17 protein-coding genes are annotated in these 18,053 nt (G+C 67.5%); 7 read left to right on the forward strand and 10 right to left on the reverse strand.

Translation table 11 applies throughout. The annotated features are described in order from the left end of the window. Positions 1–41 precede the first annotated feature (41 nt). Entirely contained in the window at positions 42–1,211 is a 1,170-nt protein-coding gene (locus tag LL236_RS09100; protein WP_228178427.1) for a MalY/PatB family protein, read from the forward strand. Here LL236_RS09100 and LL236_RS09105 read toward each other — a convergent pair. From LL236_RS09105 to LL236_RS09145, 9 genes are all read right to left on the reverse strand, one after another. Then, a complete protein-coding gene (locus LL236_RS09105) occupies positions 1,208–1,924 on the reverse strand; it encodes a glycosyltransferase (RefSeq protein ID WP_228178428.1) in 717 nt (238 codons plus the stop codon). The two genes, LL236_RS09100 and LL236_RS09105, sit on opposite strands and share 4 nt — an antisense overlap. Then, positions 1,921–3,285: a bifunctional PIG-L family deacetylase/class I SAM-dependent methyltransferase gene (locus LL236_RS09110; RefSeq protein WP_228178429.1), complete on the reverse strand. Its 1,365-nt coding sequence runs from the start codon at positions 3,283–3,285 to the stop codon at positions 1,921–1,923. The genes LL236_RS09105 and LL236_RS09110 overlap by 4 nt, the downstream gene beginning before the upstream one ends. After that, positions 3,282–4,382: an acyl-CoA dehydrogenase gene (locus LL236_RS09115; protein ID WP_228178430.1), complete on the reverse strand. Its 1,101-nt coding sequence runs from the start codon at positions 4,380–4,382 to the stop codon at positions 3,282–3,284. The genes LL236_RS09110 and LL236_RS09115 overlap by 4 nt, the downstream gene beginning before the upstream one ends. Before the next feature lie 176 nt (positions 4,383–4,558). Continuing rightward, a complete protein-coding gene (locus LL236_RS09120) occupies positions 4,559–4,729 on the reverse strand; it encodes a CsbD family protein (RefSeq protein ID WP_228178431.1) in 171 nt (56 codons plus the stop codon). A gap of 96 nt (positions 4,730–4,825) precedes the next feature. Next, entirely contained in the window at positions 4,826–7,222 is a 2,397-nt protein-coding gene (gene ppsA, locus LL236_RS09125; RefSeq protein ID WP_228178432.1) for a phosphoenolpyruvate synthase, read from the reverse strand. Between the two features lie 37 nt (positions 7,223–7,259). Then, entirely contained in the window at positions 7,260–8,096 is an 837-nt protein-coding gene (locus LL236_RS09130) for a pyruvate, water dikinase regulatory protein (protein WP_228178433.1), read from the reverse strand. A gap of 99 nt (positions 8,097–8,195) precedes the next feature. Beyond that, complete coding sequence (locus tag LL236_RS09135) at positions 8,196–8,720, reverse strand: flavin reductase family protein (protein WP_228178434.1); 525 nt, start codon at positions 8,718–8,720, stop codon at positions 8,196–8,198. A 26-nt stretch (positions 8,721–8,746) separates the two neighbouring features. After that, entirely contained in the window at positions 8,747–9,286 is a 540-nt protein-coding gene (locus LL236_RS09140; protein ID WP_228178435.1) for an NADPH-dependent FMN reductase, read from the reverse strand. 275 nt (positions 9,287–9,561) lie between these two features. Then, positions 9,562–9,852 (reverse strand): NAD(P)H-dependent oxidoreductase, encoded by a 291-nt coding sequence (locus LL236_RS09145; RefSeq protein ID WP_228178436.1) that lies wholly within the window; start codon positions 9,850–9,852, stop codon positions 9,562–9,564. 90 nt (positions 9,853–9,942) lie between these two features. Here LL236_RS09145 and LL236_RS09150 point away from each other — a divergent pair, with 90 nt between their 5' ends. Then, on the forward strand, positions 9,943–10,677 hold the full coding sequence (locus tag LL236_RS09150; protein WP_228178437.1) for a PhzF family phenazine biosynthesis protein: 735 nt from the start codon (positions 9,943–9,945) through the stop codon (positions 10,675–10,677). A 4-nt stretch (positions 10,678–10,681) separates the two neighbouring features. On the opposite strand, the gene dacB is transcribed toward LL236_RS09150, so the two are convergent. After that, the gene (gene dacB / locus LL236_RS09155) at positions 10,682–12,235 is read right to left on the reverse strand and encodes a D-alanyl-D-alanine carboxypeptidase/D-alanyl-D-alanine endopeptidase (RefSeq protein WP_228178438.1); all 1,554 of its coding nucleotides are present in this window, start codon (positions 12,233–12,235) and stop codon (positions 10,682–10,684) included. A gap of 108 nt (positions 12,236–12,343) precedes the next feature. On the opposite strand from dacB, the gene LL236_RS09160 reads away from it, so the two are divergent. The 5 genes from LL236_RS09160 (at position 12,344) to LL236_RS09180 (ending at position 18,029) form a co-directional block, all read left to right on the forward strand. Beyond that, complete coding sequence (locus tag LL236_RS09160; protein ID WP_228178439.1) at positions 12,344–14,212, forward strand: ABC transporter ATP-binding protein; 1,869 nt, start codon at positions 12,344–12,346, stop codon at positions 14,210–14,212. 111 nt (positions 14,213–14,323) lie between these two features. Then, positions 14,324–14,542 (forward strand): hypothetical protein, encoded by a 219-nt coding sequence (locus LL236_RS09165; RefSeq protein ID WP_228178440.1) that lies wholly within the window; start codon positions 14,324–14,326, stop codon positions 14,540–14,542. A 52-nt stretch (positions 14,543–14,594) separates the two neighbouring features. After that, on the forward strand, positions 14,595–15,587 hold the full coding sequence (locus LL236_RS09170; protein WP_228178441.1) for a LacI family DNA-binding transcriptional regulator: 993 nt from the start codon (positions 14,595–14,597) through the stop codon (positions 15,585–15,587). A 127-nt stretch (positions 15,588–15,714) separates the two neighbouring features. Further along, entirely contained in the window at positions 15,715–16,422 is a 708-nt protein-coding gene (locus LL236_RS09175) for an L-ribulose-5-phosphate 4-epimerase (RefSeq protein WP_228178442.1), read from the forward strand. After that, a complete protein-coding gene (locus LL236_RS09180) occupies positions 16,419–18,029 on the forward strand; it encodes a xylulokinase (RefSeq protein WP_228178443.1) in 1,611 nt (536 codons plus the stop codon). Before LL236_RS09175 ends, LL236_RS09180 begins: the two co-directional genes overlap by 4 nt. Positions 18,030–18,053: the final 24 nt, after the last annotated feature.

Genomic DNA, 18,053 nt, shown 5'->3' on the forward strand with positions numbered 1-18,053 from the left:
CGAGCTATCGTGGGAGCGGCCACGAGCAGGAAGAGCGCGCAATGACTGACTTCGCCCGGCGCATGAACGCCATCACGATCGATCAGCTTCGTGCCACCGGCGCGACGAAGTGGTCGGCAAGGGATGGCTCGATCGGGGCCTTCGTTGCCGAGATGGATTTCGGTGTCGACCCGGCCATTACCGCCGCCCTTCATGCGGCTGTCGATGATGGCGCCTTCGGGTACATGCCGCAGCGCATCGCCGCTGATCTGTCGGATGCGACGGCGGGGTTCCTCGAGCGCCGGTACGGCTGGAGTGTGCCGGCGAGCGACGTATGGGGCATCCCGGATGTCATCATGGGGCTCGAGCTTGCGATGGAACACTGCTCGGAGCCGGGGTCGAAGATCATCGTCCCCACCCCGTCATACATGCCGTTCCTCATGGTGCCTCCGATGCGCGGTCGCGAGGTCATCGAGATGCCTCTCGCGATTCGCGACGGACGCTACGAATTCGACCTCGACGCGCTGCAGCGGGCGTTCGACGAGGGAGGCAACCTGCTGCTCCTGTGCAACCCGTACAACCCGGTGGGTCGCGTGTTCGCGAGAGACGAACTGATCGGGATCGCCGAGGTTGTCGACCGAAACGGCGGGCGCGTCTTCTCGGACGAGATCTGGGTGCCGCTCGTCTTCTCAGGCGCCACCCATATCCCGTACGCGACGGTGACACCGGCTGCTGCCGAGCACACCATCACTGCCATGAGCGCCTCGAAAGCCTGGAATCTCCCCGGTCTGAAGTGCGCGGAACTCGTGCTCACGAGCGACCGTGACCGCGAGACGTGGGAGCGCATCGGGCGGTTCTCGGGGCACGGCACGAGCAACCTCGGCGCGATCGCCAACGCCGTCGCTTTCCGCAGCGGGGATGCGTGGCTTGCCGACCTCGTGCCCTACCTCGAGGGCAATCGTGATCGGCTGCTCTCGCTCCTTGCCGAGCATCTTCCGGGGGCATGGATGCCGAAACCGGAAGGCACGTACGTCGGGTGGATCGACTTCCGCGGCGCCGGAATCGACGACCTGCCCGCGGAGTACTTCGCGCGGGAAGCCTCCGTCACTCTCACTGAGGGGACGATGTGCGGCCAAGCCGGGGCAGGGTTCGCGCGCCTCATCTTCGCGACCCCCACGCCCGTGCTCGATGAGATCGTTCGCAGGCTCGCCGCAGCGACGCCAGCGCGCTAGACCGGCTCGGGAGTGACCGCTCCGAGACCCCGATGCTGATCCCGGAGGTACGCCGCATAGCCGCCGGGAGTACGTCCGACGAACCGCCCAGAGGTGATGACCTCGGCCCCGTCGCTGGCGACGACGTGCGCTCCCGCCGCGCGGCAGCGATCGACCAGCATCACGTCTTCGTGCTCCGAGGCATCGCTGAAGCCTCCGGCCGCACGATAGACATCGGCCCGCACACCGAGGTTCGCCCCGTGCACGTGCCCGTTCGGACGGCCCGGCTCATGTGTGTCGAGCCACAGCTGCCGGTGCTGCGGGGTGAGGTCGGCGAAGTCCGGCCGCACGGTGCCGATGACCAGGTCGGCACCCTCGCGGGCAAGGTCAAGCTGAAGGGTGAGCCAGTTCGGTGGCACGACCGAGTCCGCGTCGGTGTTGGCGATCCAGGTGTGCCGGTCGATGGCTGGCGCCAGGCTTGTGAGCGCGGCGGTGACCCCGACCGAGCGGGCGGCGCCAACGGAGCCCGCTCCGATCTCGATGACGGCGAACGGATGCCGCCGCGCGACCGCTACCGACCCGTCGGTGCTGGCATCGATCACGACGACGACCGCGCACGGCACGCGGACCCGCGCGACGGCGGCTTCCAGCGCGTGCAGACACCGGGACAGAAGCTGTTCTTCGTTGTGGACCGGGATTACGACGGCAAGTGCGCGGATGCTGGAGCCGATCACGCCAGACCCTCCCGCGCGGCCACCGACTCGACATCCGCGCCGCCGAAGACCTCGAGTACGAAGTCGTCCTCTTCGTGGAGCACGATCCTGCGCCATCCGGGCACCCGTCGCAGCGTGTGGTGCACACGATCGCCGGTGGACGGGTATTCCGCGACCGGATGCCGCCAGTGGCACGCGACGACGATGCCGTCCGCGGTGAGCGCAGCGTCGATTCGACGGATGAGCGTATCCAGATCGGCCGCGTCGAAGTAGTAGCCGACTTCGGAGAGCACGACGGTGTCGAACTCTCCCTCCGGCCACTCTGTCGGCACATGCGCGCGCGAGATCGTCACGTGATCCGCGCCGGCCAACCGGCGGCTCGCGCGATCGACCGCGCGGGCTGACGCGTCAACGGCGATGACCCGGTCGGAGCGAGCCGCAAGCGACGCGGTCAACAGACCCGTGGCGCATCCGATCTCAAGAACACTGCCGAGGTTCGGGGCCGGCAGCGCTGCAAGCAGGACTGCGCGCTTTCGCTCCTCGTACCACCGTGCCTCGAAACCCCACGGGTCGTCGTGACGCGCGTAGAAGTCCTCGAAGAACCCCGACCGGAGAGTTGCCCGGTCACCGGGGTCCTCGGCGAGGAAGACCTCTCGGTCGCGGGTGAAGTGAGCGTGGAATCTCGGCGGCACGATTGCCTCGTCGCCCGGCTCGTTCGAGAGGGCCTTCACCTGAGACGTGTGAGCTCGCAGGGCAGCACCCTTACGTGTCAGTTCGTCCTCGGTCAGCTGCACCGCGAGCGCCAGAGACCAGGGAACATCCTCGGGAGTGCCCCAGTGCCACATCCAGATCGGATACCCGAGCTGACGCACACCGCGAACTGACGCGACGTTGCGCACGGCACCGGCAGCTTCCCGGTGATCGCGGTGTCCGTCTCCCGACCAGGGGGCGACGACCAGCGTCTGGGCCGGCGCGGCATCCGTCGCATCCAGCGCCGCCGCGACGGCATCCTCGACGACGCTCGCGTGCGTGCCCACCTCGCCATCGGGGATCGACAGGAACTGCACGCGTGCTCCAGGAGCCAGAAGCGATAGCGCTTCGATGACCTCGAGGCGCCGCTTTGCGCGGAGGGAATCGGGGGAGTGCGTTCTCGATCCCGGGTGAGAGCCCTCACCGTCGGTGGCGACGATGACACTCACCCGGCCTCCCTGGCTTGCAACGCGGGATATCAGTCCCCCGGCACCGAGCGTCTCGTCGTCGGGGTGGGCGGCGATAACGACGAGCTCGTCGGGGAGGGACTCCAGCGGCGGCGCGGAGATCAGGCGAGTATCGGCGAGCCACCGTTCCTCGGCGGTGCCATCGTCGAGGTGACTGAAGGTCACCACGCGGCACGCTGCCGAGCTGCTTCGCGACCGATCCGCGCCACATCGCGGAGCCCGTGATGCTGCTGGATGTAGAGGTGAAGGTCGGCGCTTGACCGGGCGAACTGCTCGTCACGGGTGAGGGGGCTCGGACCGAGAGCCTCGGCGGATTCGGTGAGGGTGAGAGCGGCGGCATCGACCACGACGGCGCGCACGCGTTCACTCAACAGTCGCTCGCCCACTCGGGTCGAGCGGCCATCGTCCAGGAGCTCGGCTGCTTCGGCGAGCACGGCGCGGGCCGTCCAGAGGGACGCATCGACGCGGCCGAGATGGACGAGTGCGAGCTGGTCGGCATCCGCCGATTGTGCGGGAGTCAGGAGCCGTCGGGCGATGCCGGACGCCGCCCCCCACCAGCACGCCGCTACGGACATCCCGCCCCAGGCGAAGCCCGGGCGCTCCAGATACCAGCCCGGTGGTCCGATGGGGACAGCCGGAGCATCGTCGAAGTCGACGGGTGCGCTCACGACCTGAGTCAGCCCGCGCGCCACCCACGGCCCGTCGTGGGCTCGAACACCATCCGCGCGAAGGTCGACCGCGAACAGTGCGCGTCGCCCGTCGTCGAGGGATGCCGTCACGAGCGCGCGGGACAGGTGTGACGCGAGCGAGCACCACGGCTTAGAGCCCCGCAGGGTCCACCGTGCCCCTGACTCCTCGGCGCGGAGGCGATGATCGGGGCTCTCGGCCGCGAACACTCCCCACGTGTCCTCGGGTCGGACCAGATCTGACCTGTCGGCCTGATTCAGGATGGTCAGTGCGTCCAGGTGCGGCTCCAGAATGCGCGCCGCGCCCACGTCTATCGCAGCGGTGGCGGCAAGAAGCTCCCACAGCTCTGCCGTACGCCCCTCGCCGACGCGCGGCGCCCACTCCCCGACGTCCACGCACCAGTCGAGAGTCTCGTCGAGGTCCATGCCGAACCCACTGATCTCGGCCGCCGACGCGAGAGCACGACCAACCTGCGCGGTCGTTGCGCTCGGGTGCGGACTGAGAGTCACGTGCCGGACGTCACCCGAGCGCGCGACCGGGTGAGTCGCGATGTCCGAATCGATGATGATGGTCAACCTCCAGCGGGGAGCCTAGACGGGATGCCTGCCCGGCGAACGAGGCTTGACATCGGATGACGCGAACGGAATGTGTTCCGACGAATGCGGTCGGCGACTTCGCGAAGCTCGCGAATGCGACACAGCGACGGGGCCCGTCCGTCTGGACAGGCCCCGTCGGATGTTGGCGCAGAGCGTCAGGACAGCGCATCCTTTGTCTTCTCGCCAGCCTGCTTGACGTCGGCCTTGGCCTGGTCGGCCTTGCCTTCGGCCTCGAGGCTCTCGTTGTCAGTCGCGTCGCCGACGGTCTCCTTGACCTTGCCCTTGGCTTCTTCCGCAGCGTTCTTGATCTTGTCGTCCATACCCATGATGGCTCTCCTCACATAGATTGCTGGGTGGTTGTGCGCAAGGCTAGGTCCGTTCGGCGATTCCGGGAGGGGGGTTGCTCTTCCGCTGGGATCTCGCTAGCGAGCGGCTCCGGGTGCCTGGGCCGGCGCTTCGGCAGCCAGCCGCATCCAGGTCTCAACGACCGTGTCGGGGTTCAGGGAGATCGATTCGACACCCTGCGCGAGCAGCCACTCGGCAAGGTCGGGATGATCGCTCGGCCCCTGACCGCAGATGCCGACGTACTTGCCCTGCGCGCGGCACGCCTGAATGGCCATCGACATGAGCTGCAGCACGGCGGGATCGCGCTCGTCGAAGGTGTTGGCGACAAGGCCGCTGTCGCGATCGAGTCCCAGGGTCAGCTGGGTCATGTCGTTCGAGCCGATCGAGAAGCCGTCGAAGAATTCCAGGTACTGATCGGCCAGCAGTGCGTTGGTCGGCAGCTCGCACATCATGATGATCTTCAGGTCGTTGACGCCGCGGCGCAGGCCGTTCTCGGCGAGCATCTCGACCACGGCATGACCCTCGCCGACGGTGCGGACAAAGGGGATCATCACCTGGACGTTCGTGAATCCCATCTCGTCGCGCACGTACCGCAGCGCCTCGCTCTCCATATCGAAGCAGGCCCGGAAGTCGGGGGAGATGTAGCGGGACGCCCCGCGGTAGCCGAGCATCGGGTTCTCTTCGTGCGGCTCGTAGCGTTCGCCGCCGATGAGGTTTGCGTATTCGTTCGATTTGAAGTCGCTCATCCGGACGATGACCGGTTCGGGTGCGAACGCGGCGGCGATCATCGAGATACCCTCCGCGACGCGCTGCACGAAGAAGTCACGCGGTGACGGGTAGGCGGCGACCCGCTCGTCGATCTGGGCCTGCAGCTCGGCGGGTAGGTCGCCCTCGAGGAGCGCACGGGGATGGATGCCGATCTGCCGGTTGATGATGAACTCGAGCCGCGCCAGCCCGACCCCCCGGTGGGGAAGGCGCGAGAACGAGAACACCTGGTCGGGCGTGCCGACGTTCATCATGATCTTGACGGGCAGTTCCGGCATCCGATCGAGGTGCGTCTCCTCCTCGGCGAATTCCAGCAGGCCCTCGTAGACGAACCCGGTGTCGCCCTCGGCGCACGAGACTGTGACGTCTTGTCCATCGCTCAGGATGCGGGTGGCATCGCCTGCACCGACGACGGCCGGGATGCCGAGCTCGCGCGCGATGATCGCCGCGTGACAGGTGCGTCCACCGCGGTTGGTGACGATCGCTGCGGCCCTCTTCATGATCGGCTCCCAGTCGGGGTCGGTCATGTCGGCCACCAGAACATCGCCCGCGCGGAACGAGTCCATCTGAGCCAGATCGCTCAGCACCCGCACGGAACCCGAGCCGATGCGCTGGCCGATGGCGCGACCTGCCGCCAGGACCGTCCCCGATTCATGCAGGCGGAAGCGACGGATGACCTTCGCCGACGCGCGAGAGACGACAGTCTCGGGCCGGGCCTGCAGGATGTAGAGCCGCCCGTCGACGCCGTCCTTACCCCATTCGATATCCATCGCCCGGCCGTAGTGCTCTTCGATGACGAGAGCCTGCCTGGCCAGTTCCTCGAGTTCGGCATCCGTCAGCGAGAACCTGGCGCGATCGGCGAGTGGAACATCGACGAAGGCCGTGCTCGCGCCCGCGGCACGACTGTCGGTGTAGCGCATCGCCACCGCTTTCTCGCCGACCGAGCGCTTCAAGACGGCCGGGCGCCCCGCGCGCAAAGCCGGCTTCGAGACGTAGAACTCGTCGGGGTTGACGGCTCCCTGCACGACAGCTTCGCCGAGCCCGTACGAACTCGTGAGGAACACCGCCTGATCGAACCCCGACTCCGTGTCGACGGTGAACATGACGCCGGCTGCACCCACATCCGAGCGCACCATGCGCTGCACCCCGGCCGACAGAGCAACCTCGGTGTGATCGAATCCCTGATGCACGCGGTACGCGATCGCGCGGTCGTTGTAGAGCGAGGCGAAGACCCGACGGATCGCGGTCAGGATGTTCTCGATTCCCCCGATGTTGAGGAACGTCTCCTGCTGCCCCGCGAAGGAGGCGTCGGGCAGGTCCTCGGCCGTCGCCGACGACCGGACCGCCCAGGTCACGGCATCCGGATCGGCGTCGTCGTGCAGCAGCCGGTCGTAGGCGGTGCGGATGTCGATCTCGAGGTCCTCGGGCAGCGGGTGCCGCTCGATGCTGGCGCGGATCTCGCCGCCGACGCGCGTGAGGGCTGCGACGTCGTCGGTGTCGAGATCGCGCAAGAGGGCTGCGATCTGGTCGCCGAGACCGTCGTGGGCCAAGAAGCGGCGGTAGGCGTCGGCTGTGGTGGCAAACCCGCCGGGAACCCGCACGCCGAGCGCTGACAGATGAGAGACCATCTCGCCGAGCGAGGCGTTCTTGCCGCCGACGGCTGGCAGATCGGTCATGCCGATCTCGTCGAACCAGAGGACGTTCTTCATGGGTGCTCCTTTGTGAGGGCCGGGAAGGGCTGGGGTGTCAGGCGCGAAGCTTCAAGGTCTGCAGGATGATTGCCGACATCTCCTCGACGCTCTTGGTCGAGGAGTTCAGGAACGGCACGCGCGTGCGGCGATACAGCTCTTCGGCGCGTCGCAGCTCGAGGGTGCATTGCGCGAGGCTCGCGTAGCGCGAATCCGGGCGTCGCTCGTGGCGCACCTGGCGCAGGCGCAGGGGCGTCGTGGTGAGGCCGAAGCAGCGCTCGGCGTGCGGGGCGACGAGCCGCGGGAGTCCATCGGTGGGAAAGTCCTCGTCGGTGAGCGGGTAATTCGCGACCAGGAGGCCGTACTGCAGCGCGAGGTACATGGTCGTCGGGGTCTTGCCGCAGCGCGAGGGGGCAATGATGATGACGTCGGCGAACTCGAGCGCCCGCGAGCTCTGCCCGTCGTCATGCTCGATGGCGTACTCCACAGCGCGCATCCGCGCGAAGTAGGCCTCGGTGTCACCGAGGGTATGGAATTGCCCGAGCTGTTCGGATGCCGTCGTGCCGAGCGTTCGCTCCAGATCAGTGAGGTGGCCACCGAGAAGGTCGATGCGCGGCGCCGGCGCGGTATCGAGCACGCGTCCGACAGTCGCGTTCTTCATCGTCGAGAAGACAATGGGCGCCAGGCCCGCGGCATCCGCACCGGTGATCGTCTGCACCACCGCCGCTGCCGCTTCGGCGGTGTCGACGAACGGAATCGTGTGGCGATCGAACCGGAATCCGGGAAAGTTCGCCAGGAGCGCGTTGCCCAGGGTTTCGGCAGTGATGCCGGTGCTGTCTGAGACGAAGAACACGGCGCGGCTCGGGAGCGCGTGGTCGCTCAGGGCAGGATGCATGCCTCGAGGCTAGGGAGATTTACCCCTGCTTTTCGCCGAAGAGTGCGTCAAGATTCAGGCTTCTTTACGCATGGGCAAGCATCGTGATGCCGGCCTCGCTCACCCGGCGAGCTGGTCGAGGTCGCGGAGGTGACGGTAGGAACCCTTGAAATAGAGCAGCGGTTCCTCGCGGTGCCACTCGGCCGGACTCATCCCCACAACCGACCCGATGACGATCAGGTGGTCACCGGCCTCGTGCTCGGCCCACGCTTCGCAATCGACCCACATCAGAGTGTTTGCGATGATCGGGTTTCCCGAGGGGGCGGGACTCCAGGAAACCCCGGCCCACTTGTCGGTGCCCCGCCGGGCGAACTGGTTGGCGATCTCGTGCTGGTCGTGCGCGAGGACGTTCACGGCGAACCTGCCGGCGGCGGCGATCCGGGGGTAGGTCGTCGAGGTCTTCATCACGCTGAATGAGATCAGCGGGGGGTCGATCGACACGGAGAAGAACGACTGGCAGGTGAAGCCGATCGGTTCGCCATCGTCGATGCCCGACACGATCGTGATCCCGGACGCGTAGTGGCCGAGGGTGTCACGGAACTGGCGGGGGGAGAACGGCAGATCGGGTGCCGAATGTTGCGACATGGGTGTGCTTTCTCTTCGCCGTCGGTTCAGGATGCCGGGATGCCGGCGCGAAGCGCGCCCGCCAGGGATGCGACCCGCCGGATGTTGCCGGCATACTCCCCGACTGCTGCGTCCAGGAGCTCGTCCACGCGCTCCAGTTGGCTGAGGGCAAGATAGAAGCCGCGTCCTGGCACTGTCGCCCCGAGTTCCACCAGGAGGGGAGACAGCGTGAAGGTCGGTCCCATCGAGTGGGTGAAGTCGGCGCCCGTGTGAACCGGGATCGCGGTGACACCGGCGAGCCCGTTGGCCGGATACCTGTCGAGGAAGGCTTTCAGCAGCCCCGTGTAGGTGGCCTTGTAGGTCGGTGACGCGAAGATCGCGAGGTCGCTGTCGGCGACCACGGCGTTCAGCGACCCCATGACCTCCGACGGCCAGGCGAAGATCTCGTTCGTGTAGTCGGCCAGGTCGATCACCTGGGCCTCGTAGGTTCCCTGGTCGAGAAGCTTCTCGACCAGGAGCTCGGCGATCTTGCGGGTGCGCGATGCCGGCTTCGGGTTGCCGACGACAACCGCGACTTTGAGTGACATGACTCTCTCACTTCCATACCGATGAACAGGAAGGGATGAGTCGCCGCACCACACCGCGAGAGGGACGTGGAGCGAACGACATCTCCACACGCCCCGGGGTCTTGTGGCCCAGTGCGCCCGCAACGGCTTACGCTGCACACCCATTGTGCACACGCTCGTGTTTCGGTCGCGTAAACCGCGCCTCAGAGCGCTCGGGTGAGCCGATCCTGGGGCGCCATGAACCACGTCACGGCGTCCGGGAGAACCGGCCCCCCGTCGGAGTGAGCGTGATCACCTCAGAAGGTTGCGGCAGCTTCCTCGACCTTCGCGAACGCGGCGGCCATGATCTCATCCGAGCGGGCCGGGTCGTGGTCCATGCCCTCGGCGGCGATCTCCGTGTAGTCGTCGATGCCGATGAATCCGAGCATCGTGCGCAGGTACTGGCTCGCGGGATCCTGGGAGTTGAACACTCCGCCGGCGGCCTGGATGTGCAGCGCCTTCTTGCCGTGCACGAGGCCGACCGCCTCGCCCTGCTCGTTGTAGCGGAAGGTCTTGCCCGCCACGCGGATAACCAGCAGCTTGGACACGAGGTCCTCTTCTTCATCGTGTCGGAATGTCCGACCCCTCAACTGTGCGCCGGATCCGACCGTCGGCGGCAGGGACCAAAGACCCTCACTGTGGCGGCCGATGGGGCTGACCGCCCGCTGCATCCCGTGCAAGACTGGCCAGTCATGGGCATCCTGGCAACTGTCGTGAACGTCTTCGTCGATGAAACCGGCGAGCACGGCAATCCGCTCGGAATCGTGTGGGCGTCGACCGCCACTCGCGGGCATGAGCAAGACATCGCCGCTGACCTCGGGTTCAGCGAGACGGTGTTCATCGACGAGGTGGACGGGCGCACTGTTCGGGCGCGGATCTTCACCCCGAAGCAGGAGCTGCGCTTTGCCGGGCATCCCACGGTGGGACTGGCAGCCTGGCTGCGCGCGGCAGGCGACGACATCCGGCATGTCGTCGTGCCGGCGGGCTCGGCCCGGGTCCGTGCCGACGGCGACCTCACGTGGATCAGTGCCGACGTCGATTGGGCCCCGGAGTTCGAACTCGAACGACTCGACTCCCCTGGTGAGGTCGATGCCGTCGATCCGGATGCCTACACCGAGGGCATGCACTACGTCTGGGCGTGGCTCGACGAGGAAGCCGGGCGCGCGCGCACGCGGATGTTCGCGCCGGGCCTCGGGATCCGCACCGACGAGGCGACCGGGTCAGCAGCAATCCGGCTGACCGCCGCACTTGGCCGAGATCTGCAGATCGAGCAGGGAGCAGGGTCGAGGCTGGTCACGCACCGCCGGAACCTCGGCCGGGAGGTCGAGATCGGCGGCCGTACGACGCCGGGGCGCGACGTCGAGCTGGCGTGAGCTTTCAGTACAACTGGAACAGTTGAGACGCGATCGCGCCCAGATCGGTGTTGGCCTGGATGACCGCTTGCACCTCGGTGATCGGTACGTCATTGACGAACACCGCGAAGGCGAGACGCCGGCCGGATGCGGCATCCAGAAATCCGGCGAGCGCCTTCGTCTCGAGCACGTAGGGGGTGTCGGTTCCCGGACCGACGAGCGTGCCGGTCTTCGCGTGGGCAGAACCGATCGCGGGGTCACCGTCGGGCAGCACGGTTGCCAGGGACCCGTCCACCCCGAGGATCGGTGTGGATTCGAGGAAGGTCTCGAAGTACGGGGCGTCCGTCAGCGACACCAGGTAGGAGGTCATCGCTGCCGGAGTGATGCGGTTCCCCGGCAGCCCTTGACCATCGGTGATCACGACGTCGTCGGGCCCGAGTCCCGCCGCTTCGAGCACGCTCATCTGTCTCGCCAGCCCGGCGTCGAGGGTTCGCTCACCCGCCTGCGCCGCCAGCAGCAGCGGCAGTTGATTGGCGCCGAGGTTGTGGCTGACCTTGTTGATCAGCCGGGCGGTCTCCGAGAACGGCGGGGAGGTGAACGTGGCGACCGGGATCGCGCCGTCGAGGTCCGCCACCGGCGGCAGCTCGCTCGAGCTCGGCGTCCGCGGGTCCGCCGTGACGGTGACGCCCGCGCGCTCGAGCGCCTCGATGAACAGGATGCGGGCCCACGCTGCCGGATCAGGGACCTGATAGGTCTGCACCACCGGTTCGGCGCCCAGAGGGATCGTTCCGGTGACGGTGAGGATGCCGCCTTGCTCGGTGATCGTGACGTCGAACCCGCTGTCGGCATCCGCTGTGCTAACCAGATTCTCGACGGTGTACGCCGAGCTCTGCGGCCGCCAGCTCGCGGTCGTGGGGTCGCCGACCGCCGCGCCGGGGGTGATGACGATGTCCACCAGGTTGTCGTTGACCACGATCGGTGAAATCGGTACGCCGTCCAGGACGACGGGATCCCAGAGCCTGTCGTCGACGAGGACGTCCCCGCCCACCGTGTGGATTCCGGATGCGGCGACCTGCTGAGCGAGATCATCGAGGCCGGTCAGCGGATCCTCGGGAGTGAGCGTCGCCAGGCCCGGGAGGACGTTCGCGTCGTAGTGGTCGAAGATCGGCACATCGAGGGTGCCATCGGGCATCGTTCGACCGCCGAGGGTGAGGTCTCCCGAGCCGCGCAGAATGAGATCTCCCTCGAGGGTGCCGTTCGAGACCTCGCCGACGGCGACGACCGGGGTCGTGAACGTCGCATCCGCGCCGAGCAGGTCGAGGGCTGCGGTGACAGAGAGGATCTTCGCCGTGGACCCGGTGAGGAACTGCTCGTCGGGGTTGACGGCGATGAGGGTCTCGCCGCTGTCGATGTCGATCACCGACATCCCCCAGCGGCCGCCCTCGTAGGTGGGCTGGTCCATGATGGCCGCGATCGTGGGTGGCACATCAGTGGGCGGGGCGGCGGTGCACGAGATCAATCCCGCTGACGCAGCGATGATCGCTGCAATGGTCACCGGTCGTCGGGTGCGGCGGAGCATGGGACGGAGTCTAGCGAGGCGCCCTCTGTGCCTCGGCCCGCAGGCCGTGCGGGGAAGGTACGATTTACATGTACTAAGACATGGAAAACGTCGGACGGGAGAGCGCGGATGAGCATGGTGCGCGGAGGCTTCGGCGGGGGGCTCACTCGAGGGGCCGACGAACGGACGCAGCGTGAGCGGAACGCGGAGGCGCCCCACATCCCTCACCTCGGGCGCCGCATCGTCGCGCTGTTCTCGCCGTACCGTGGGCGGCTCGCGGTCACCGCGGTTCTCGTCGTCCTGAGCGCGGCGCTCGGCGTCGTGCCCGCGCTGTTGGTCGAGCAGGTCTTCGACCTCGCCCTGTTCCCGGCATCCGGGTCGCCCGACATCCCGCTCCTGATCGAACTCGTCGCGCTCATGATCGGACTGTTCGTGGCATCCGCGGGACTGAACGTGCTCCAGACGTGGCTGACCTCGTCAGTGGGCAACCGTGTCACCGGTGATCTGCGGGTTCGGCTCTTTCGGCACCTCCAGTCGATGGAGCTCGGGTTCTTCACACGCACGAAGACGGGAGTGATCCAGTCCCGCCTCCAGAACGACGTCGGAGGAGTCGCGAGCGTGCTGACCAACACGTTCACCTCGATCCTCGGCAACAGTGTCACCGTCATCGCGTCGCTCGTGGCGATGGTCATCATCGACTGGCGGCTGACCCTCGTGGCGATCGTCATGCTTCCGGTGCTCGTGGTGATCCAGCGCCGCGTCGGGCAAGTGCGTGCCCGGATCGCCGCGCAGGCCCAGGAGTCCCTGTCGACCCTCACCGCCATGACCCAGGAGTCGCTCTCGGTGTCGGGCATCATGCTCACGAGTTCGTTCAACCGCTCGGATTACGAGACAGGTCGCTACGCCGAAGAGACCAGCCGTCAGGTGTCGCTGCAGATCCGGCAGGCCATGAGTGGCCAGGGCTTCTTCGCGGTCGTGGGCGTCATCATGTCTGCGGTACCGGCCATCATCTACCTGCTTGCCGGGTTCTTCATCACGGGCGGTGTCGACATCACGGCGGGCGCGATCGTGGCCTTCACCGCCGTGCAGGGACGCCTGCTCTTTCCGCTCATGGCGCTCATGCGCGTCGCCCTCGATGTGCAGACCTCGATGGCCCTGTTCGCCCGCATCTTCGAGTACCTGGATCTGACACCCGCGATCGTCGACTCGCCGGATGCGGTCGACGTCGCCGATGCCCCCGGGCCGGTCGGTCGAGTCGAGTTCCGTGATGTGTCGTTCCGCTACCCCGGGGCGGGAGAGGATGCTGCGACCCTCCGGGGCGTCTCGTTCGTCGCCGAGCCCGGTCAGCACATCGCGTTCGTCGGTTCCAGCGGAGCCGGCAAGACGACGATCCTCTATCTCGCCCCACGGATGTACGAGGCCTCGTCGGGCGCCGTGCTCTTCGCCGGTGCCGACGTCCGCGATCTCCGCCGCGCGTCCCTCCTCGAGGGTGTCGGGATCGTTTCGCAAGAGACCTACCTCTTCCACGCGTCGATTCGAGAGAACCTGCTGTACGCGAAGCCGGGTGCCTCGCCGGAAGAGATCGAGCACGCGTGCCGCGGCGCGCACATCCACCACGTCATCGAGTCCTTTCCCGATGGATACGACACCGTCGTCGGTGAGCGTGGCTACCGCCTCTCAGGCGGGGAGAAGCAACGGATCGCTATCGCGCGGGTGCTGCTGAAGAACCCGCCGGTCCTGCTGTTGGACGAGGCGACCAGCGCGCTCGACACGGTCTCGGAGAGAACCGTGCAGCAGGCACTTGATACGGCAGCCCAGGGGCGGACGACGCTGACGATCGCGCACCGTATCTCCACGATCGTCGGAGCCGACGTCATCCACGTCGTGGAGGCGGGACGGATTGTCGAAAGCGGCACGCACGCCGACCTGCTCGCCTCGGGAGGCGCATATGCGCGACTGGTCGCGCACCAGCAGGAAAGCGCCCTCTCCTCGATCTGACCTTCCACGGTGAGCACGCGCGAGGGTGCTGACTGTTGCCGACGAGAGCACGCGCTGGGATGCTGAGAGCGCGCGCATCCGGATGCGCATCTCGCCGATGGAGGAACAACGATGGCCGGCAGGTTCGATCTGAACACCACCACGCTCGGGCAGTTGCTCGACGACCCGGAGGCGCGGGCGATCATCGACGAACTCGTTCCCGAGCTGCCTACCCATCCGATGCTCGGAATGGCGAAAGGCATGCCCGTGAGCACGGTGCTGACCTTTGCCGGCGGTCAGGTCGACCCCGAGGTCGTGGCGCAACTGAAGGCCCGCATCGCCGCGCTCTGATCCCCTGACCTGCGTCCTCGACGCGTCCGGTGCGGCAGTACGCTGAGGCCCCATGAGCGATGCCACCCGCCCGACGCGCCCCGCCGGGGTACGCGAGGTCGCTCGGCTTGCGGGGGTGTCGACCCAGACGGTGTCGCGGGTCATCAACGACTACCCCAACATCCGCCCCGAGACACGGGCGCGCGTCGTCGAGGCCATGCGCACCCTCGACTACCGTGTCAACAACGCCGCGCGGGCGCTCGGTACGGCATCCACCCGCACCATCGGTGTCATCGCCACGGATGCCACCCTCTACGGTCCCACGGTGGGAATCGCCGCGCTCGCCGAAGCCGCCCGCGAGGCCGGGTTGTGGATAGCCACTGCCTATGCCGATGCCGGTGACCCGGAAGCGATCGACAGAGCGATCGCCCATGTCCTCGCTCAGGGCATCGACGGGCTCGTGCTCGTCGCCCCGCACGAGCGCATGGTCTCGGCGCTGCGCGAGCGGGGACTGGGTGTCCCGATCGCCGCGCTGCACGCCGACGCCGGCGCGAGGGCGCAACGCGAGGGTGCGGCTCTGGCCGCGGCGCATCTCACCGAGCTGGGCCACCGACGTATAGGGCGGCTGGGAGGACCGGTCGACTGGCTCGAAGAGACAGCCCGTGCGCAAGGCGCCTCTGACGCGCTCGATGCGGCGGGCCTCTCCGTTGCCCGTCAATGGCGCGGTGACTGGTCGGCTCGATCCGGCGCGGTCCGAGCGCCGGAGGTCGCCGCGGCGGCGCGGGCGGGCGAGGTGACCGCGGTCCTTGCCGCGAACGATCAGATGGCGTTGGGACTCATGGCGGGCCTCGCCGCGAGGGGCGTGCGGGTTCCCGAAGATCTCGCGGTCGTCGGCTTCGATGACAACCCGGATGCGGAGTTCTATGCGCCGGCACTCACGACAGTTCGCGTCGATGTCCTCGGAGATGCGCGTCGCTGCGTCGCCGCTGTCGTGGGCGGTGTTTCGCTGCCGTCGGCGCCCGCTCAGCTCATCGTCCGCTCCTCGAGCGCAGCCTCGACTGCCTGATATCACCGCCCAGAAGGGCTTCGAGGGGTGAGCGCTGGCGGAAGCGAAGTGTTACCGGTAACATTCCAAGGGTGGCTGGTCGGCGCAGACATGCGCGACGACGAGGGTGTCTCGGAAGGATTCATTGATGACCGAATTCGACAGTGCTGTCAGTGAGGCGATCGCCCGCCTGCGCGCCGATGTCGCGGCATTGCACTCCGAGCTTGTGCGGTACGGCCTGATCGTCTGGACCGGAGGCAACGTCTCGGGTCGCGTTCCTGGCGCTGACCTCTTCGTGATCAAGCCCTCGGGTGTGTCGTACGACGATCTGGCCCCCGAGAACATGATCCTCTGCGACCTCGACGGCAACGTCATCCCCGGCAGCGAGGGAAGTGAGCGCTCGCCGTCGAGCGACACGGCTGCTCACGCCTACGTTTACCGACACATGCCCGAGGTCGGCGGCGTCGTCCACACCCACTCGACCTACGCCGTCGCGTGGGCTGCGCGCGGCGAAGAGATCCCGTGCGTGATCACGGCGATGGCAGACGAGTTCGGTGGCCCCATCCCGGTCGGTCCGTTCGCGATCATCGGTGACGACTCGATCGGCCGCGGCATCGTCGAGACGCTGCGCGGTCACCGCTCGCGCGGGGTCCTCATGCAGAACCACGGTCCCTTCACCATCGGGTCGAGCGCGAAGGATGCCGTGAAGGCAGCCGTCATGCTCGAAGACGTCGCCCGCACCGTGCACATCGCGAAGCAGGCGGGGCCGGTCATCCCGATTCCGCAGGAAGCGATCGACAGCCTCTACAACCGCTACCAGAACGTGTACGGCCAGTCGACGGACGACCGCCGATGAACGCCCTGAGCACTGACGAAGCCCGTGCTGCGATCGCTGGCGGGCAGGCGAGCCTGGGCATCGAGCTGGGTTCGACCCGCATCAAGGCCTGCCTGATCGCCGAGACCGGACAGGTGCTCGCGGTCGGGAGCCACGAGTGGGAGAACAGCTACGTCGACCGGGTGTGGACCTACTCGCTCGAGGAGGTGTGGACGGGCATCCAGGCGGCATATGCCGCTCTCGGCATCCGGGTGCAGCAGGACTACGGGATGGCGATCGAGTCCCTCGCGAGCATCGGGATCTCGGCCATGATGCACGGATACCTGGCCTTCGACGCGCACGACCAGTTGCTCGTGCCCTTCCGAACGTGGCGCAACACCAGCACGGGTGCTGCGGCGGGTGAGCTCAGCGACCTGTTCGGTGTGAACATTCCGCTGCGTTGGTCGATCGCCCACTACCGGCAGGCGATGTTGGATGCCGAACCTCACGTCGGCGCCATCGACCATCTCACGACGCTCGCGGGCTACGTGCATACCGCCCTGACCGGCAGCCGCGTGCTCGGTGTCGGCGACGCGTCGGGCATGTTCCCGATCGATCCTGCCACCGGTGGCTATGACGCCGAGCTCGCGGTGCGCTTCGATGAGCTGGCGGCCGATGCCGCGCCCCGGCCCCTGCTCGAGGTGCTTCCCACAGTCCTGTCGGCGGGCGCCGACGCAGGCGAGCTCAGCGCCGAGGGGGCCGCGCTACTCGACCCGACCGGTGCGCTCAGGCCCGGCGCGCTGTTCTGCCCTCCCGAGGGTGATGCCGGCACGGGGATGGTCGCCACCAACGCCGTCGCTCCGCGCACCGGAAACGTCAGCGCCGGCACAAGCATCTTCGCGATGATCGTGCTCGAGCGCGCTTTGTCGGCAGCGCATGACGAGCTCGACATCGTCACGACCCCCGCCGGTGACCCGGTCGCGATGGTGCACTGCAACAACGGCGCCTCGGAGCTTGCCGCGTGGGTCGGTGTCTTCCAGCGTTTCGCGGACCTCATCGGGTCCCCGCTTCCACCGGACTCGGTGTACGAAGCCCTGTTCACGGAGGCGCTCACCGCCGCACCGGATGCCGGCGGCATCCTCTCGTACAACCACCTGTCCGGAGAGCCCATCGCGGGCCTCGACGAGGGGCGACCCCTGGTCATCCGCACCCCCGACAGTCAGCTGACCCTCGCAAACTTCGTGCGCTCGCAGCTGGCCGGCGTCTTTGCGACGTTGAGTCTCGGAATGCGAGTGCTCGATGACGAGGGTGTGGCAGTCGACCGGATGCTGGCCCACGGCGGGATCTTCCGCACTGCCGGCGTCGCGCAGCGGGTGCTGGCCGCAGCTCTCGACACCGCTGTCTCGGTCGAACGTCATGCCTCGGAGGGCGGAGCGTGGGGCATCGCGGTTCTTGCCGCCTACGCCGCAGCCCGCCACACGGGTGCCACAGACGCCTCGCTCGCCGCATACCTCGACGCCGTCGCGTTCGCGGACGCCGAGTTCGCCACCGTTGTTCCCGACCCCGCCGACGTCGCGGGCTACGCCTCCTACCTCGACAGCTACCGCGCCGGTCTTGCCGCTGAGCGCGCTGCAGTCACCGCACTCTAGATCCCCACCTCATCGAAGAAAGAC

The sequence above is a fragment of the Microbacterium schleiferi genome (assembly GCF_020781975.1).
GTDB lineage: Bacteria > Actinomycetota > Actinomycetes > Actinomycetales > Microbacteriaceae > Microbacterium.

Bases quoted from the DNA above. Each gene is read 5' to 3' on its own strand.
- LL236_RS09100 (WP_228178427.1), top strand. From the start codon at position 42: ATGACTGACTTCGCCCGGCGCATGAACGCCATCACGATCGATCAGCTT.
- LL236_RS09120 (WP_228178431.1), bottom strand. From the start codon at position 4,729: ATGGGTATGGACGACAAGATCAAGAACGCTGCGGAAGAAGCCAAGGGC.
- ppsA (WP_228178432.1), bottom strand. From the start codon at position 7,222: ATGAAGAACGTCCTCTGGTTCGACGAGATCGGCATGACCGATCTGCCA.
- LL236_RS09130 (WP_228178433.1), bottom strand. From the start codon at position 8,096: ATGCATCCTGCCCTGAGCGACCACGCGCTCCCGAGCCGCGCCGTGTTC.
- LL236_RS09135 (WP_228178434.1), bottom strand. From the start codon at position 8,720: ATGTCGCAACATTCGGCACCCGATCTGCCGTTCTCCCCCCGCCAGTTC.
- LL236_RS09140 (WP_228178435.1), bottom strand. From the start codon at position 9,286: ATGTCACTCAAAGTCGCGGTTGTCGTCGGCAACCCGAAGCCGGCATCG.
- dacB (WP_228178438.1), bottom strand. From the start codon at position 12,235: ATGCTCCGCCGCACCCGACGACCGGTGACCATTGCAGCGATCATCGCT.
- LL236_RS09160 (WP_228178439.1), top strand. From the start codon at position 12,344: ATGAGCATGGTGCGCGGAGGCTTCGGCGGGGGGCTCACTCGAGGGGCC.
- LL236_RS09165 (WP_228178440.1), top strand. From the start codon at position 14,324: ATGGCCGGCAGGTTCGATCTGAACACCACCACGCTCGGGCAGTTGCTC.
- LL236_RS09170 (WP_228178441.1), top strand. From the start codon at position 14,595: ATGAGCGATGCCACCCGCCCGACGCGCCCCGCCGGGGTACGCGAGGTC.
- LL236_RS09175 (WP_228178442.1), top strand. From the start codon at position 15,715: ATGACCGAATTCGACAGTGCTGTCAGTGAGGCGATCGCCCGCCTGCGC.
- LL236_RS09180 (WP_228178443.1), top strand. From the start codon at position 16,419: ATGAACGCCCTGAGCACTGACGAAGCCCGTGCTGCGATCGCTGGCGGG.